The organism is Duodenibacillus massiliensis, assembly GCF_900128485.1.
GTDB lineage: Bacteria > Pseudomonadota > Gammaproteobacteria > Burkholderiales > Burkholderiaceae_F > Duodenibacillus > Duodenibacillus massiliensis.
Genome location: NZ_LT635859.1, coordinates 42815 through 59875 on the forward strand (window position 1 = coordinate 42815; position 17061 = coordinate 59875).

Sequence of the window (17061 nt, forward strand, 5' to 3'; positions counted from 1 at the left end):
CAAAGGCAAAACTTGCGGATCTGTACCGCCGCCAGGCGCAAACCCGCCGTTGCCTGCACGGCGAAGTGATTAACCAGGTGTTCGGCTGGGCCGGCACCGTCATTGTGGAGAAGAACTCATACAAAGCATTTCAGAGAGCCGGATACGGCAAGAGTTTGGGCAAAAGCGGTATTGCAGGATTGATAACCCGGATGACAAGTAAGGCTGAAAGCGCCGGCTGTTGTGTGGTGAAAGTCAGTCCCCGCAAAACTGCGCCCGAGTNGAAACCCCGCGCTTTCAAGCACGGGTTGTTTAGGGACACGTTTGTGAGGTTGATAAGCATTACTCGATACGTTTTATTCATTTTTGCAGGTCGAGACTCAATGGCCCGCTCAATGGTTACTGAAAGTTATAATTTTATAAATTTCCACCTTCGTACGCCTCTATCAACCCCATATTTTCCGCGGCTTTCAAGGCTTTGCACACACCCCTTAGGCAACTTTTTTCCAACGAACGCTGGCTCATTCGGACTTCTCCCTGACTTCGACAACCGCACTCAGCTCAGAGAGCACTCCCTCCCACCCCTAAGCCAAACCGCCCAAATGCCCTCAGGCATCCGCCCATATAATGCGGGATTACCAACGGGAAACCGTTTCCCAATTCCACTTTTTGTGTGACGGAGTTTTATCCATGTCAACCACCGCAAGCCGCGCGCTTGAAACGTTCGACAATCCCAATCCCGCACGCGACTATCTCGTGCATATTGAAATCCCAGAGTTCACGTGCCTGTGCCCTCTCACGGGCCAGCCTGACTTCGCAACGCTCGTTCTTGACTACATTCCGGATCAGAAGAACCTGGAATTGAAGGCGCTCAAACTTTACATGTGGAGCTTCCGCAACGAAGGGCACTTCCACGAGGATGTCACGAACAGAATTTTGAACGACTTCGTCGAAAAGACCGATCCGCGCTTTATGCGCCTTGAAGCCCGCTGGTGGGTCCGCGGCGGCATCTACACGACCGTGCGCGCCGAACACCGCAAACCCGGCTGGGAGCCGCAGCCCACGGTGGACCTTCCGCACTTTGCCGACAACAACCCAATGCGCACCATCGGTTAAGAGGATTAACGCCCGTGACAACTCCCCGCCTGCGCGAAACCCGTCCCTACCCGTTTGCCCGGTTACGAAAACTCTTTGAGGGTGTGACACCCAACCCGGCATTCAACCCGGTGTCGCTCGGAATCGGAGAACCCAGGCATCCGACGCCCGAGTGCATTACGAAGGCCCTGGCAGCAAACTTCGCGGGCCTTGCAAAGTACCCCGGCACAGCGGGCAGCCCCGAATTTAAGGCGGCCGTCATCTCGTGGTGCGAAAAGCGCTACGGCGTGACGCTCACGGCAAACCAGGTGCTGCCGTGCCTCGGAAGCCGCGAGGCGCTCTTTAGTTTCGTGCAGTCGGCGGTGGACAGTACGCGCGAGGCGTATGTCGTCATGCCCACGCCCTTTTATCAGATCTATGAGGGCGCGGCGATTTTGGCGGGTGCGAAGCCCTACTTTGTGCCCCTGACACCGGCAAATCACTTCCGGATGAATATTGAGGCGGTACCCGCCGAGGTGCTCACCAAAACCCAGGTCGTTTTTGTCTGCTCGCCCTCCAACCCCACGGGAAGCGTGATGCGCTTAGCTGACTGGAAGCGCATTTTTGAGCTTTCCGACACCTACGGGTTTGTTGTCGCAAGCGACGAGTGCTACAGCGAAATTTATTTTGAAGAAGGCAAAGCTCCCTTGGGCGCCTTAACGGCCGCCAAAGAACTCGGCCGCACCGACTTCAGAAACCTCATCGTCTTTCAGAGTCTCTCCAAACGCAGCAACGCCCCGGGCTTACGAAGCGGCTTTACCGCAGGCGACGCCCGCCTCATGGAAGACTTTCTCCTGTACCGCACCTATCACGGCTCTGCGATGAGCCTTACGGTGCAGGCGGCTAGCATCGCGGCCTGGAGCGATGAAGCGCACGTCATCGAAAACCGCCGTTTGTACCGCGAAAAATTTGCAGCGGCGCAGCCGGTGCTCGCCTCGGTCCTTGCAGCCCCGATGCCGGAAGCGGCGTTTTACCTCTGGGTCAAAACGCCCGGAGATGATCAGATTTTTGCGCGCGAGCTCTACCGCGAAAAAGCGGTGACGGTGCTCCCCGGGAGTTTCCTTTCCCGGCCCGTCAACGGCATTGATCCGGCGGCCGGCTTCGTACGCCTGGCGCTTGTCTCGGAACCAGAGCTCGGGCTCGAAGCCGCGCAGCGCATCCGCGATTTTGTGAAAGAACACTACTGATTAACAAACAACAAAACAGGGAGTCAACGAAAATGACCGACCAGAACCTCATCCGCGTGATCGACACCGCGTGGGACAGCAGAAGCGAATGGAAAGACGCGACAGTCGAACTTAAGGACGCCGTCGAAACCGTGATCGCAGGGCTTGATAACGGCACGCTCAGAGTCGCCGAAAAAATCGACGGCAATTGGGTCACGAACCAGTGGATCAAAAAGGCGGTGCTCCTTTCTTTCCGCCTCACACCCAACACCCTGATGACGGCAGGCCCTGCCGCTTATTACGACAAGGTCCCTCTGAAGTTTTCCGGGGCCTCCGCAGAAGACTTCGCGGCAGCGGGCGTGCGCTTTGTGCCGGGCGCCGTGGCCCGCCGCGGGTGCTTCCTTGAAAAAGGCGTCATTCTGATGCCGAGTTTTGTCAACATCGGTGCGCGCGTGGGCGAAGGCACGATGGTTGATACGTGGGCAACAGTGGGGTCCTGCGCTCAGGTGGGCGCTCACTGCCATTTATCCGGCGGCGCCGGTATCGGCGGGGTTCTTGAACCCGTTCAGGCCGGTCCCACCATCATTGAAGACAACTGCTTTATCGGTGCGCGCAGTGAAATAGTCGAAGGCGTCATCGTGGAAGAAAATTCCGTGATTTCGATGGGCGTCTTTATTGGTCAGAGCACGAAGATTCTGGACCGTGCCACAGGCGAAATCTACCGCGGCCGCGTGCCCGCGGGCTCCGTCGTGGTCCCGGGTTCGATGCCTTCCAAAGACGGCACCCACAGCCTCTACTGCGCTGTGATCGTAAAGCGCGTGGACGCGAAGACCCGTGCCAAAACGTCAGTGAACGAACTGCTGCGCGACTAATCTTTCCAGAGATCAGGCCGGGCCGCATGCCCGGCCGCTTTTTTCTATTCCCCGCCATGACCAAAGCCCTCTCGCTTGCCCAAAGTCTCATCAACTGCCCGTCGGTGACGCCCGATGAAGCCGGCACGATCCGGCTTCTTTCCGACGTTCTCTCGCCCGCGGGCTTTACCGCGGACGTTGAAACAACGCCAAACGGCACCACAAACGCGGTCTTTGCGCACGGCTCCGGCCGCCCCGTCTACGCCTTTGCCGGGCACGTGGACGTGGTGCCCGCAGGGGACCCCGCGCGCTGGGCAACGCCCCCGTTTACCGCGACCGTTAAGGACGGCGAATTACGCGGCCGGGGCGCGGCGGACATGAAAAGTTCCGACGCTGCCGCAGCTGTTGCCTTTGCGCGGTTTGCTGAGGAACACCCCGATCACCCGGGCACATTGATGCTCATCATCACAAGTGACGAAGAAGGTGACGGCGATGAAGGCACGCGCCTTGTGGTGGAAAAAATGAAGGCACAAGGCGTCACGATTGACGCCTGCATCGTGGGAGAGCCCACCAGCAGCAAAGTGTTCGGCGACACCGTCAAAAACGGCCGCCGGGGGTCGTTAAACGGCGTACTCACCGTCAAAGGTAAGCAGGGCCATGTGGCCTATCCGCATCTTGCGGACAACCCCGTGCACCGGGCGGCACCGGTTTTAGCCGAACTCACCTCCCGCGTCTGGGACAACGGCAACACCTTTTTCGGACCCACCACCTTTCAGATTTCCAACATTCATGCGGGTGTGGGCGCCACAAACGTCGTTCCGGGTGAATGCGTCATCACCTTTAACTTCCGCTTTAACACCGAGTGGACGGCAGAAAAATTGAAGGCTGCCGTGACGGATGTCTGTGACAAGGCGGGCATCCGTTATGAAATCAAGTGGCAGTTGTCTGCCGAGCCCTTCCAGTCAACGCCCGCCAAACTCACCGCGGCGCTTACCGCAGCGATCACCAAAGAAACCGGTGTAACGCCGGCTCTGAACACCGCGGGCGGGACGTCCGACGCCCGCTACATCAGCCGGATCTGTCCGGAGACCGTAGAATTCGGGCCGGTGAACGCCACGATTCACGCGGTTGATGAAAGGATTGACGCGCGTGACGTAGAGCGTCTTGCCGCCATTTACCACGACACACTCAAAACGCTTTTTTCCTGAGGAACACTGCCATGCCCCATCAACCCGTTGCCAATTTACTCACCATTCGCGACGTGACCCGCTGGGCCATGACGGAAATGGAAAAAAACTCCATTTCGCTCGGGCACGGCACCGAGGACTTCTGGGAAGAAGCAACCTTTCTTGTGATGCGCACGTTAAAGCTCCCCTTTGACCGCCTGCAGGCCTTCTGGGAAGCGCATTTAACGCCCGAAGAACTTGAAGAGGTGCTCTGCAACATCGATCTTCGCGTGCACATGAAAAAGCCTGTGCCCTACCTCATTAAGGAAGCGTGGCTCTCAGAGCACTGCTTCTACGTGGACGAACGGGTGCTGATTCCGCGAAGCTTCATTGCGGAGCTCCTTGAAGAAAGCCTCTCCCCGTGGATCGAGGATCCGGAGTCCGTCACAAGTGTGCTCGATATGTGCACGGGCAGCGGCTGTCTTGCGATTCTTGCCGCTGAAACCTTCCCCAACGCTAAAGTGACGGGCGCTGACGTGAGCCCCGATGCCTTGGACGTTGCGGTCATCAACCGCAAGCGCTTCGGGATGGAAGACACGCTGGAACTCGTTGAGACCGACCTCTTTGAAAATCTGCAGGGCCGAAAATACGATCTCATCATCAGCAACCCCCCGTACGTGACGCAGGCCGCGATGGACGCGCTGCCGAAGGAATACCAGCATGAGCCGGCGCTTGCTTTGGGCGCCGGTGTTGACGGCATGGACATCATGCGCCGCATGATGCCGGTGCTTGCCGACCACCTCACTGAAAACGGGATCGCCGTCATCGAAATCGGCGACGGGCGTGAAGCCTTTGAAGCGATCTGGCCGGAACTTCCCGTCACGTGGCTTACCACATCAGGGGGCGATGACATGGTCTTTATGGTAAAGGCCGAAGATCTCAGTAACCACCTCAAAGCAGCTGAATAACGCAGTTTATGTTGAGACTCAACGACGTCACCATCGCGCGCGGCACGCGCATTCTCTACGAACACGCCACGGCGGTCGCCGATGCCGCCGACCGCGTGGGGCTTGTGGGCGAAAACGGCTGCGGCAAAAGCTCTCTTTTTGCCGCCATTCTCGGGGAACTCGCGCCGGAAGCAGGCACGATTGACGCGCCGCCCTTAGAGCGCATTTCCCACGTTGCCCAGTCCGTCGTTGAAACTGACGAAGAGGCACTTGCCTACGTTTTAAGCGGCCACGCGCCGCTCATGGCAGCCAAAAAGGAAGCCGAAGAAGCCGCAGAGTCCGGTGACGCGATGCGGGAAGCCGCAGCGCTTGCACAACTCGCGGAAGTCAACGAAGGTGCCGTGCGCGCTCAGGCCTTGACCATTATGGGGGGCTTGGGGTTTCTGCCCGCGGACGCAACGGCCTTGGTTAAAAGCTTTTCGGGCGGCTGGCGAAACCGCCTGGCTTTGGCGCGCGCCCTGATGCGCCCCGCAGACCTCTTGCTTTTGGACGAACCCACCAACCACCTTGACATGGACAGCCTCATCTGGCTTGAGGCGTGGCTTAAACGCGTGCACTGCACCGTTATCATCATCAGCCACGACCGTGAGTTTCTGGATCGGGCCACCAACACCACCTGGGCGATTGAAAACGGAAAGCTTGAGCGCTACGGCGGCAACTACTCCTTTTACGAAACGCAGCGCATTGAAAAAATGCGCCTGCAGGATGCGGCTGCCAAAGCCTATGAACGGCAGGCCTCGCACCTTGCGGCCTTCATTGAGCGCTTCCGCTACAAAGCAACGAAGGCCCGTCAGGCGCAGTCGCGCATCAAGATGCTCGATAAGCTGCAGGCCGTCGAACCCGTGCGTGCGCGGCGCGAATGGCGTTTTGAATTTCCGGTGCCGGAAAGAACGCCTGAGCATCTGATCGACATCGAGCATCTCACCCTCGGATACGGCGAACACGTCGTTTTAAAAGACGTGACGCTCACGATCCGAAGCGGCGACCGTGTGGGTGTTTTAGGTGTGAACGGCGCGGGCAAATCCACGCTCATCAAAGCGATTGCCGGGACTTTAGAGCCCATGTCAGGCACATTGCGGCGCGGCCAGGGTCTTGTGATCGGGTACTTTGCCCAACATCAGCTCGAGCAACTCGATCTTGAGAGCACCCCTCTTGAAGTCTTTAAGCACAAGGCCCCCACGGTGCGCGAACAGGAACTTCGTGACTGGCTCGGGCGCTTTCGCTTTTCCGGGGACTTTGCCGACACCAAAATCCGGACGTTTTCAGGGGGCGAAAAAGCGCGTCTGGCGCTCGCGCTCATTGCCTGGGATAAGCCGAACCTACTCGTTCTTGACGAACCCACAAACCACCTGGATATGGCAACGCGCGAGGCGCTTACGATGGCGCTTTCGCAGTTTGAGGGGGCATTGCTTCTCGTCTCGCACGACCGGCACCTCCTTCGCAGCACCTGCGACAGTCTGATCCTTGTGCATGACGGGAGCTGCGGCGCCTACGACGGAGACCTCGACGACTACGCGGCGCTTGTGCTCGAACACCGAAAGTCCGTTTTGGAAGCCGACCGTCAGAGCCGTGCCGTGCCTCAGGCCGAACCTCAGGTGAACCGTAGGGAAGAGCGCCGCCAGGCCGCGCAGGAGCGTGCGCAAAAAGCGGCCCTTAAAAAACCGCTTTTAAAAAAGCTCGCGGACCTTGAAAAGCGCATGAATGAGGGGAACGCGAAACTTGCGGAACTTGATGCCAAGATCGCCGACAGCGGCTGGTACGCCTCCGCCGCCCCCGAAGAAGTGCAGACGGTGATGAAGGAGCGCGGTCTGCTTGCCGATGAAGTCGCCAAGATTGAAGAAGAGTGGCTCACGGTTTCAGAAGAAATTGAGGCGATCGGCTAAGCTGTCTGGAAAGGAACCTGACAAACGGGTTCCTTTTTTTCATAGCGGCGGACTTTCCTGCACGTGCCCGCATAGGGCAAACTTCCCAGCCCGCTTGACTTTCGAAGAAGCCCGCCCACGGCAAAACCCTGAGCCCAGCCTCTGCCTGATAATCTCCGATACGAAAAAAAACAAAGGCCGCGGATTTACCCCGGCCGCCAGGGAGTATCAACACAAATGCAGGAGACAAACAATCCGGCCCTCAGGCGTTGCTTCGGCATGCGCGAGGCCGTCACGATTACCGCGGGGTCCGTGATCGGCGTGGGCCTTTTTACCGTGGGCTCCAACATCGTGGGCTCGATGGGCTCAAGCGTCATTTTCGCAACGCTGGCGGCGCTCTTGATCAGCATCTATCCGGCGCTTTTGTACGCCGAGATGGGCGCGGCGCTTCCCTACGCAGGCGGCACGTACCAGTTTGCTTCGCTCGGCCTTGGGCGCGCAGCGGGCGTTCTGGCGGGCTGGAACTTCATCATTTCGCTTGTGGCTGTGACGGGCGGCGAAGCGCTTGCCTTCAGCTATTACTTCAAAACTCTCTTTTCCGCGTTCGGTTACACGCTTCCGGTCTCGGACGTTGCGCTCGCGCTCGTTGTGACGCTCGGCTTTATTGTCGCGAACGTCTGCGGCGTCAAAATCGCGGGCAGGCTGCAAAACGGCTTCATGTTCTTTTTCTGGGGCGTGGCGGTCATCTGGTTTCTCACGATGATCCCGAACATTTCGCTTCCCGCCTTTGTGCAGACACCCTCTTTCCTGCCGCAATCCGCGGACATGAGTTTCGGCGCAGCCGTGTGCATGATCTGGTGGTGCTTTGCCGGGTTTGAAGCGTGTGTGGCGATGGGCGAAGAAATCAAGTACCCGCGCATCAACATTCCGCGGGCCCTCTTTTTGGCGCCCTTCGTTGTGTTCGCCGTCAACGCCCTTTTCCAGTGGTTCTTGATCGGCATTACGCCTGTTGACAAGCTCGCGGGCTTGGCAACCGCGCAGGCTCCCTACGCCGACGCCATGGCTGCAGCAGGTATTCTCGGCTTTCCGCTCGCACTTTTAGCCGCGGGCATTGCCTTCGGCGGGGACTTCTCGACGCTTAACGCCTCCACCGCCACCACGAGCCGCTACCTCTTTACGATGGCCCGCGACGGCGTGATGCCGGCCGTTTTTGCCAAAACAAGCAAACGCTTTCAAACGCCCTACGTTGCGGTCATTGCGCTCGGCATTCTGACGCTTGCACTGATTGCAACGGACTCGCTCATTTACATTGCGTCGCTTTCGCTTTTTGCCGATTTGTTCTATTACGTGATCGGCATTGTCGCAGCCTGGGCCCTGCGCCGGAAGTGCCCCGGTCTTGAACGCCCCTACCGGGCACCGTGGCTGATGATCGGCGCGCCGGTCTCCGCGGTCATTTACCTCTACATGATGACGCAGCTTGACACAAACGCCTTTGTGACCGGCATCATCTGGAGCGTTCTGGGGCTAGTGATTTACTTCGTCTGCCGCAAAACACGCGGCACGGCACCGGTGATGACGCCCTCTCCAGAAGAAACAGGTGCGGCTGAGCTTCCCGCAACCGAAAGCGAAAAACGGGCGATGGACCGGGAGTACCGCCTCTGGCAAGTGATTGTGGGAGCGGCGGTGGTGATTTCTCTGGCGCTTTACGCCCTGCCCTGGCTCATGCGTTAACAGCACCGCCTTCAGACGTGGTGCCAAAGCCGGAAGTCTTAAAAAAGACCTCCGGCTTTTTTCAGACCTTCGGTTTAGCAAAGACCGTGGAGGCCCAGCAGATTAAAGATCCCGCCACCACAAAGCCGACGCCTTTCCAGAAGTTGGCGGAAAGCTCCGCCCCCAGAAACATCCAGCAGAAAATGCAGGAGAGCACCGGCGTAAAGTAACTCACGACCGCAAGAACCGTCATGTTGCCGTTCATCATGCCGATGGTCCAGAGCGCGTACGCCAGGCCCATCACCACGGCAGCAACCGCAACCACCACACCTCCCTCAAGGTCAATATGCATGGGTTCACCGACATCTGCGGCCGCCATCGCGATAAAAACGCAGGTGTTGATGAAAAAGATAAGGACGACGGGGTTTGCGCCGTGCGAGAGCGCCCGCGTAATGGAACTATATGCCGCCCAGGAGAGGGCCGATCCGAGCGCAAAAAGGTAGCAGGCCGGGTTACTTTCCATGTTGCGGGCCATTGCCATAAAGTCAAAGCCCCCGGGGCCGGATAAAACCGTGCAGACGCCGTAAATGCAGGAAACAAACCCGAAGACAATCCACCACTTTGCCTTCTGGCCGTTAAAGATCACGGCAAAGACCATCGTGAGGCACGGCCAGAGGTAATTGACCATTCCGGCTTCGGCGGTCTGGGTGCCGCCCCCTGAAAGTGCCAGAGCCCACGTAAAGCAGATCTCACAGGCGACCGCCGTCGTAAGCCCGAAGAAAAGATATTTGCCGGAAAAGTGCGAGAGCCTGGGGCAGCCGAAGATACACGCAAGAATCACGCAGGCAAGCCCGCACAGAAGAATCATGCCGCCCGGCTGTCCGATATGCTCGGACACCAGGCGCACGAAGGGAACGCTCATTCCCCAGCAGATCGGTGCAATGCACCCGATTAACGTAGCATGCGAGCGGGAAAGCTGCATACTCCACCTGCAACCAAAAAAGAGTTACGAAAGCGTGCGGACCTACACAAGCTTAAAGCGCACGGCTCCGGCTCCGGAAACGCCGGCGTTGACCGTTTCACCGCGGTTGACGGCGCCAACGCCCCCGGGAGTGCCCGTAAGAATCAGGTCGCCCGGGGCAAGTTCCCAGTACTTCGAGATTTCGGCAATGACTTCAGCCACCGACCAGATCATGTCGGCCGTCGTGCCGTTCTGGCGCTTTTCGGCATTGATGTAAAGCCAGACGTCTGCCTTATCCATCGCGGGGCACTTTGCTGCCGGACGGATATAGGAAATCGGCGCGGAATGGTCAAAGGCTTTTGCGGCTTCCCAGGGACGGCCCTTGGCTTTGGCTTCAGCCTGCAGATCGCGGCGCGTGAGGTCAACGGCCACGGCCCAGCCCCAGACATGTTTCGCCGCTTCTTCGACCGGAATATTGCGGCCGCCTTTGCCGATTGCGGCCACGAGTTCCACCTCGTGGTGCAGATCATTTGTCATCGGGGGATACGGGATCTCGGCGATGTCGTTGTCGGCAACCGGAAAAACGGCGTCCGCGGGCTTCATGAAAAAGCACGGCAGCGACCGACCCGTGCCGCCCATTTCGAGGTCATGCGCACGGTAGTTGCGGCCCACGCAGTAGATGCGGTGCACCGGAAAGTAATCGTCTTTGCGGCCCCAGACGGGAACAACGGCCTGCTGGCCGGGAGAAAACACGAACATGACTGAACCTGCCTTAATGGTGGTGTGTGTCGGGCAATTCTAGCGGGAGGCAAGGGCTCTCGGAGCCGGTTTAACGGCCGGCTTTTTGAGCAAAACGAAATGCCGGTTGCGGCGGTGCGGCAGGCGGGCCGAAAGCAACACGAGCCAGGCTCAATATTCCCGGGGAAAACGGCTGGCCCCCGGTTAAATCTGCTTAAGCAGCGCAAAACCATGCACCGTTTTTCTAGGACTGCCAAAATGCGGGCAATACCGGACGAATACAGGGAATGCAATGCCGTCAGTAACGTGCAGAATGCATTCTCCGTGTGGGGTGAAGAGTTCGTCAATTTCATTGCCGCAACGCTGACCTGCCGTATTCTGAGACGGGCCGAGAAAGCAAAACTTCTGGACAAAATGACTTTCGGCGAGATGCTCGAGGACCTGGAGCAGTCTTGGCGCCCTGTGAAGGATGCGGAGATAAACGCGATTCCTGACTCCACCGACGGAAAGTGGGTAAATACAACGATCGGGACGATGGAGATGCTTTCGGCTTTGGGTTTGGTTAAATTCCCCGATAAACCTGAGCATAAGAAGCCCGGCAGGCCGAGAAAGCAGAAGTTGGAGTTTGTGGGACCGAAACGCCCGCGCGGGCGTCCCCGTAAAGTTACACCGGCCGCCAGCTCTGCTGCGACGCCTGCCTAAGCGGCTATAGTTCCACAGGTTGAGAAACTTTTAATTCAGCGTATTTTTCATATGCGTATTTTTAATACGCAAAATTCAACAAGACAACACTGCCGCACAAAACTCACCGCCAATCTGCCGCTTTAACAGCAATTCCGCCTACAATCAGAGCATAACAACACGTTTATCCCGCCATGACCACGACCGCCAAAGATCCGATGGCTGCAGTACCCTCTCAGGCCTTTGCCCGCGTCGTTTTCGTTGACTGCGAAACAAACGGCACAGGGACGGAACTGCTTGACTTCGGTGCGGCGGACACCGCAGGGGACGTGCTCCACTCGACCAACCCCCAATCCGTACGAGGCTTTATCGGAGACGCGCGGTTTTTGTGCGGCCACAACGTCTTTGCGCTCGATAAGCGCTTTACGACGGCACTTACCGGGCTCGTGCCCGGAGGACACGCATGGATTGATACGCTCGCGCTTTCCGTACTTCTTTTCCCGCAAAAGCGTTTTCACGCGTTACTAAAAGACGAAAAACTTCTCACGGGCGAAATGAATAACCCGGCCACAGACGCCCTCAAAGCCCGCGATCTCTTTTTCGAGGAACTCACAGCCTGGCAGAAACTCGCGCCCGCGGTCCGCACAATCCTTGCCGCGCTTCTTTCCCGTGACATTCGCTACCGGGGGTTTTTCGCGTACGCCGGTGAAACACCGGCCGAGGACTCAGCGGAGAGCCTTGCCCGTACGATCCGGGAGGCCTTCCCTGACGCCTTCTGCGCCAACGCAAACCTCCCGCTTCTCATTAAAACTAAGCCCGCCGATCTCGGTCTCGTGCTCGCGTTTTTGGCGGCGGGTGACTCTGCCGAATTGCTCCCTCTTTGGACCGTCAAAACGTTTCCGGCCGCGGAAGACGTCTTAACCGCGCTCTGCGGCACGCCCTGCCGCGCAGGTTGCCCCTGGTGCAGCCGCACGTTTAATGCCCGACACGGCCTTAAAACCATTTTCGGGTTTGAGGCTTTCCGCACCTACGGAGGAGAACCTCTGCAGGAAAGAGCCGCGCAGGCAGCCTTAGAGGGCGACTCACTGCTTGCGGTCTTTCCGACGGGCGGCGGAAAGTCAATTACCTTTCAGATTCCGGCTCTGATGCAGGCAAAGGCGACACGGTCTCTCACGGTCGTCATTTCACCGCTGCAGTCGCTGATGAAGGATCAGGTTGATAACCTCACCGCCAAAGGTATTGACGGCGCCTATACGGTAAACGGCCTTTTAAGCCCGGTGGAGCGTGCCCGCGCGTTTGATGCGGTGGTCACAGGCGAGGCGTCACTTCTTTACATCTCGCCGGAACAGCTGCGCTCGGTAAGTATCGAGCGAGTGCTCTCAACACGCCGCATCGCGCGCTTTGTGATTGATGAAGCGCACTGCTTTTCGGCCTGGGGACACGACTTTCGGACCGACTACCTTTACATCGGGGACTTCATCGCAAGGCTTGAAAAGCTTCAGGGCGCGCGGCACCGGATTGCCGTCTCCTGCTTTACCGCCACCGCCAAACAAAAAGTCATTCAGGATATCTGCGAGTATTTTCGGGAGAAGCTCGGACTTGAACTCAAGCTTTTTACCACCGAAGAAGCCCGCAAAAACCTCCGCTACAAGGTGCTGCACGCAGAAAACGACACGGAAAAGATGACGCTCGTCCGGGAGCTTCTTTCCCGTCATCCGTGCCCGACGATTATCTACATGTCAAGCACCAAGGGCACGGAAAAACTCGCGGAAAAGCTCACTGCTGAAGGCTTTAAGGCCCTTCCCTACCACGGCCAGATGGACGCGGCGCTTAAGATCGAGCATCAGGAAGCGTTTCTTTCGGGGGCAGCTCAAGTGATCACTGCCACAAACGCTTTTGGGATGGGCGTGGACAAAAAAGACGTGGGATTGGTCATTCACTATGACATTTCGGCGTCTCTTGAAAACTACGTGCAGGAAGCCGGCCGCGCCGGGCGTGATCCGAACCTTGAAGCCGACTGCTACGTGCTTTTTAATGAGGATGACCTCGACCGCCACTTTGCGATGCTCACGCAGTCCAAGCTCTCGCAGGCCGATATTCAGCTCGTGTGGCGCGCGATCAAACAGATGACGCGCACTCAGGAGAGCGTCCCGGTGTCGGCTCTCGAACTCTCGCGAACCGCCGGGTGGGACACGGAAACGATTCCGGATCTTGAAACACGGATTAAAACCGCGCTTTCGGCCTTGGAAACCGCGGGCTACATCCGCCGCGGCCGCAATGTGAGCCGCGTCTACGCCACAAGTATCGCTGCCAAGAGTTTTGAGGAAGCGCGGCAGCGTATGGAAGTCTCCCCCTACTTTCAGGATGATGAAAGCCGCGTGAGAGCCGGCCGCATTCTGCAGGCACTCATTTCCAAACGCAGCCGCAGTAAAGCCGATGCCGGAGAATCGCGCACCGACTACCTCTCAGACCGCCTCGGGATCCCCGTCGACAAAGTTGTGGAGTCCGTAAATGCCCTGAAACTTGCCGGGATCCTGCGTAACGAAAACGACATGGCGGGGGTTCTCATGAAAAACGCCCGCACGAAGACCGCGGACGCCGTGAGGCTCGAGCAGTTTCTTTTCACGGAGCTCTCCAAGGCCGAGCACGTCACGGAAGTAAACCTCAAGGCGCTTAATGCAGCTGCCGGGGCCGCGGGCCTTACGCGCATCACGCCGCGCTTAATCGGCACCTTGCTGCGGCATATGAAGCGGACCGGCGTTTTGAGTAACCTCCACACCATTCCCGCAACGTCCGTCGTGCGCATTAAAAAGGCGGAGACCTTTGCTGATGCGCTTGAGTCACTGCCCGTCAAAGCCGCGCTTTCTGAATTCATTCTCACGACCTTTGAAAAAGCCGCCAGAGCGGAACCCCCGGAAGGCGCCACCCGTGAAACCGCCTTTTCCACGACGGGGCTTTTAACGGCCTGGGAAGAAGACGCCTTCCGGCAGCAGGCGTACAGTCAGAAGGTGACCGTCCGAGACATCGAAAACACGCTCCTTTTTATGGCAGACGCCGGGGCATTGCGGCTGCAAGGGGGCTTTATGGTGCTCTACCAAGGCATGCTCATCACACGCCTTGTGACCGATCCCAAACGGCGCTACCGGTCCGAAGACTATAAGCTTCTTGACGGCTACTACCGCCAAAAGCTGCAGCAGATTCACATCGTGGGCGAGTACGCAAACCTCATGATGAGAGACTACGAAGCGGCGCTCACCTACGTACACGACTACTTTGCGCTTGACTACAACGTTTTCCTGCGCAAATACTTTGCCGCCGACCGCCGGGAAGAAATGCGGCGCGGAATGACCGCGGCGCGCTTTAAAAAGCTCTTTGCAGATCTCACCGAAACGCAGTTTTCGATCATCGATGAAAAAGCGCAGTTTGTGGTGGTTGCCGCGGGCCCGGGAAGCGGAAAAACGCGGGTACTGGTGCATAAGCTCGCCGCCCTTTTGCTCTTAGAAGACGTCAGGCCCGAGCAGCTTTTGATGCTCACGTTTTCGCGGGCCGCAGCCGGCGAATTTAAAAAGCGCCTGATTGAGCTTATCGGCAAAAAGGCCGCGTACGTAGACATCAAGACGTTTCATTCCTACGCCTTTGACCTCCTCGGACGCCCGGGGACGCTGGAAGAAACGAGGGACGTCGTAAGGCGCGCGGCCGCTCTCGTCAAGGCCGGGGGCGCCGATCCGGCCCGTACCGCCAAAACCACGCTTGTAATTGACGAAGCGCAGGACATGAGCCGTGAGGACTTTGAGCTTGTGATGAGCCTTATTGACTCGAATAATGCGCTGAGAGTCATTGCCGTAGGTGACGACGATCAGAACATCTATGCCTTCCGGGGCTCGGACTCCCACTACCTCAAAGCGCTTCTTTTGGACAAAGACGCCGCCCGCTATGAGATGACGGAAAACTGGCGCAGTACCCCGGCGATTGTCACGCTCGCAGACGCCTTTGCGGGAATGCTGCACGGGCGGCTTAAAACGACACCGAACCGGGCCGTGAAAACCGAAAACGGGATTGTGCGGATTGTGCGGCACACAAGGCCCGGCTTTGAAGCAGCTATCTCGGAAGAAATTGTCGCGGCCCTCAAAGCCGGAACGCTCAAAGGGTCAACGGCGCTTTTAACCGTCACCAATGAAGAAGCCCGGCTCTGCGCCGTGCTTTTAGCGGATGCGGGCGTCAGGGTGCGGCTTATTGAAGGCGAAAAGAAGCTTAACTTCTGTGACCTTCTGGAAACACGCACACTGCTGCATTTCCTTAAAAAACGCGCGGGAGCCGGTGGGCTCATCGAAAAAGGCGTCTGGAATGAAGCCCGGGACTTTGTGAAGGACCGCTACCAGGGGAGCCCCTGGGTAGAAAACGTGACGACCGTCATGACGGCCTTTGAAGGGCTCACGCCCACAGAACACCTCTATCTCTCGGACTTCGCGGACACCGTCACGGAATTGAAACTTGAAGAAACCTACACGGCCGCCCGAGGGCTCGTGACGGTTTCAACGATGCATAAAGCCAAGGGCCGCGAATTTGAGAATGTGTGGCTTTTAGCCTCCCGCACGACGTATCCCGACGATGAAGCGCGGCGGGTTCTCTACGTTGCGATGACGCGCGCCAAAACAAATCTCTTTGTGCATGCGGCAAGCGGCGTGCTCTCGGACTTTACGGTGGAGGGGGTAGAACACAGCATTGACACGCGCACCTTCCCCGCGCCCCGCGAGATTGCCGTGGCGCTCGGGCACGACGATGTGTTTCTTGACTGGTTTATTGCCCGCAAGCAGCGGATCTTTACGATGACGGCCGGAATGCTTCTTACGCCCGCCGAGCATGGCCTCACGATTGCCGGGCCCGAAGGCCGTGACATGATCGTGCGGTTCAGTAAATCCTTTGAAGAGAAACTTGCGGGGCTCACCGCCAAAGGCTACCGCATCACGCGCGCCGCAATCCGTGCGATTGTGGCCTGGAAGAAAACAGAGGATGAAACCCTCTACCCCGTGGTGTTGCCGGAATTAAGGCTCACGAAAGCTACGGACAATGCCGTCATTTCGCCTTAAAAACAAAGGGGTATCCGTGAAGTGTCATACGCAGGTGTAAACATACAGGGCGGGATCTGTTACACCCGCACCGGGGAAGGCAAGCAATTTGTCTTGACAAATAACGCCGGCCGGAAGATCTGCCAAGGCAGCATAATAATGAAAAGAGACATACCCTGAATTACCCAAAGAACCCTCTGCCAATCTGAAGACACCGAGCACTGCATAGCCGACAATCCGAGCTCGATGGAAGAGATTCTCGAAACAGCTATTTTTCGCTCTGTCGTTTCATCACCCACTTCCTGCAGGTTGAGGCACTGATCCCGGTGCGCGCCTGGATTGCCCTCCAGGAGATTCCCTGCGCACGCATTTCAATCACTTTTTCATGGTCTTCTTCGCTGTGCCGCATCTGGTTGCGGGATAACGCAAGACCAAAACGACCGGTCCTGTAGGCCTTGGCCCAATCCCTGACGGTATAAACCGGTAAGCCCAGGATTTCGGCCGCTTTATGGTAGCCAAAGCCGTGAGCAAACAATTCCGCAGCGTGACGCCGTTTGTCATCTGAAGCGAAATTCGGGCGGACTCTGTTCGGCGCAGCGTCTTCAGACGTTGTCATTGTCTTTCTCACCACAACAATCGAAAAAAGACCCCGCTTCCGAACCGGGAAACGGGGTGTGAAATTTGCCTGACATGGAGTTTTGACGCCCGGACTCTAAGTCTCGGAGTTCGGGTCAACCGGC

Annotated in this window: 12 protein-coding genes; 9 read left to right on the forward strand and 3 right to left on the reverse strand. The window is 57.8% G+C overall.

What is annotated here, in order from left to right:
• The first annotated feature begins 669 nt into the window (after positions 1 to 669).
• The 7 genes from queF to BQ7486_RS03245 all read left to right on the forward strand — a co-directional run bounded on the left by queF (position 670) and on the right by BQ7486_RS03245 (position 8896).
• Positions 670 to 1095 (forward strand): preQ(1) synthase, encoded by a 426-nt coding sequence (gene queF / locus BQ7486_RS03215; protein ID WP_022372853.1) that lies wholly within the window; start codon positions 670 to 672, stop codon positions 1093 to 1095.
• Positions 1096 to 1109: 14 nt separating this feature from the next.
• A complete protein-coding gene (dapC, locus tag BQ7486_RS03220) occupies positions 1110 to 2300 on the forward strand; it encodes a succinyldiaminopimelate transaminase (RefSeq protein WP_204206984.1) in 1191 nt (396 codons plus the stop codon).
• Positions 2301 to 2332: 32 nt separating this feature from the next.
• Positions 2333 to 3151 (forward strand): 2,3,4,5-tetrahydropyridine-2,6-dicarboxylate N-succinyltransferase, encoded by an 819-nt coding sequence (gene dapD / locus BQ7486_RS03225; RefSeq protein WP_074008956.1) that lies wholly within the window; start codon positions 2333 to 2335, stop codon positions 3149 to 3151.
• A 56-nt stretch (positions 3152 to 3207) separates the two neighbouring features.
• Positions 3208 to 4338: a succinyl-diaminopimelate desuccinylase gene (gene dapE / locus BQ7486_RS03230; protein WP_074008957.1), complete on the forward strand. Its 1131-nt coding sequence runs from the start codon at positions 3208 to 3210 to the stop codon at positions 4336 to 4338.
• Between the two features lie 11 nt (positions 4339 to 4349).
• Entirely contained in the window at positions 4350 to 5264 is a 915-nt protein-coding gene (gene prmB / locus BQ7486_RS03235; RefSeq protein ID WP_074008958.1) for a 50S ribosomal protein L3 N(5)-glutamine methyltransferase, read from the forward strand.
• 8 nt (positions 5265 to 5272) lie between these two features.
• The gene (locus tag BQ7486_RS03240) at positions 5273 to 7186 is read left to right on the forward strand and encodes an ABC-F family ATP-binding cassette domain-containing protein (protein WP_074008959.1); all 1914 of its coding nucleotides are present in this window, start codon (positions 5273 to 5275) and stop codon (positions 7184 to 7186) included.
• A 216-nt stretch (positions 7187 to 7402) separates the two neighbouring features.
• Positions 7403 to 8896 (forward strand): APC family permease, encoded by a 1494-nt coding sequence (locus BQ7486_RS03245; protein WP_074008960.1) that lies wholly within the window; start codon positions 7403 to 7405, stop codon positions 8894 to 8896.
• Between the two features lie 61 nt (positions 8897 to 8957).
• Here the strand turns inward: BQ7486_RS03245 and yddG are convergent, their stop codons facing one another.
• Together yddG and BQ7486_RS03255 are read right to left on the reverse strand one after the other, a co-directional pair.
• Positions 8958 to 9857 carry an aromatic amino acid DMT transporter YddG gene (gene yddG, locus BQ7486_RS03250; protein ID WP_074008961.1) on the reverse strand — a complete coding sequence of 300 codons (900 nt, stop codon included), beginning with the start codon at positions 9855 to 9857 and terminating at the stop codon, positions 8958 to 8960.
• A 42-nt stretch (positions 9858 to 9899) separates the two neighbouring features.
• Positions 9900 to 10595: a fumarylacetoacetate hydrolase family protein gene (locus BQ7486_RS03255; RefSeq protein ID WP_074008962.1), complete on the reverse strand. Its 696-nt coding sequence runs from the start codon at positions 10593 to 10595 to the stop codon at positions 9900 to 9902.
• A gap of 99 nt (positions 10596 to 10694) precedes the next feature.
• Between BQ7486_RS03255 and BQ7486_RS03260 the strand changes: the two genes are divergently transcribed.
• Together BQ7486_RS03260 and BQ7486_RS03265 are read left to right on the forward strand one after the other, a co-directional pair.
• Positions 10695 to 11276, forward strand: a complete 582-nt coding sequence (locus BQ7486_RS03260) for a hypothetical protein (protein WP_143183023.1) — start codon at positions 10695 to 10697, stop codon at positions 11274 to 11276.
• A 173-nt stretch (positions 11277 to 11449) separates the two neighbouring features.
• Positions 11450 to 16342, forward strand: a complete 4893-nt coding sequence (locus BQ7486_RS03265; protein ID WP_084765626.1) for a RecQ family ATP-dependent DNA helicase — start codon at positions 11450 to 11452, stop codon at positions 16340 to 16342.
• Positions 16343 to 16589: 247 nt separating this feature from the next.
• Here BQ7486_RS03265 and BQ7486_RS03270 read toward each other — a convergent pair whose 3' ends face one another.
• The gene (locus BQ7486_RS03270; RefSeq protein WP_074008964.1) at positions 16590 to 16937 is read right to left on the reverse strand and encodes a helix-turn-helix domain-containing protein; all 348 of its coding nucleotides are present in this window, start codon (positions 16935 to 16937) and stop codon (positions 16590 to 16592) included.
• Positions 16938 to 17061: the final 124 nt, after the last annotated feature.

Excerpts from the sequence above, each read along its gene's own strand:
- BQ7486_RS03270 (WP_074008964.1), bottom strand. The coding sequence starts at position 16,937 with ATGACAACGTCTGAAGACGCTGCGCCGAACAGAGTCCGCCCGAATTTC.
- dapE (WP_074008957.1), top strand. The coding sequence starts at position 3,208 with ATGACCAAAGCCCTCTCGCTTGCCCAAAGTCTCATCAACTGCCCGTCG.
- BQ7486_RS03255 (WP_074008962.1), bottom strand. The coding sequence starts at position 10,595 with ATGTTCGTGTTTTCTCCCGGCCAGCAGGCCGTTGTTCCCGTCTGGGGC.
- BQ7486_RS03265 (WP_084765626.1), top strand. The coding sequence starts at position 11,450 with ATGACCACGACCGCCAAAGATCCGATGGCTGCAGTACCCTCTCAGGCC.
- prmB (WP_074008958.1), top strand. The coding sequence starts at position 4,350 with ATGCCCCATCAACCCGTTGCCAATTTACTCACCATTCGCGACGTGACC.
- queF (WP_022372853.1), top strand. The coding sequence starts at position 670 with ATGTCAACCACCGCAAGCCGCGCGCTTGAAACGTTCGACAATCCCAAT.
- BQ7486_RS03240 (WP_074008959.1), top strand. The coding sequence starts at position 5,273 with ATGTTGAGACTCAACGACGTCACCATCGCGCGCGGCACGCGCATTCTC.
- BQ7486_RS03245 (WP_074008960.1), top strand. The coding sequence starts at position 7,403 with ATGCAGGAGACAAACAATCCGGCCCTCAGGCGTTGCTTCGGCATGCGC.
- dapD (WP_074008956.1), top strand. The coding sequence starts at position 2,333 with ATGACCGACCAGAACCTCATCCGCGTGATCGACACCGCGTGGGACAGC.
- yddG (WP_074008961.1), bottom strand. The coding sequence starts at position 9,857 with ATGCAGCTTTCCCGCTCGCATGCTACGTTAATCGGGTGCATTGCACCG.
- BQ7486_RS03260 (WP_143183023.1), top strand. The coding sequence starts at position 10,695 with ATGCCGGTTGCGGCGGTGCGGCAGGCGGGCCGAAAGCAACACGAGCCA.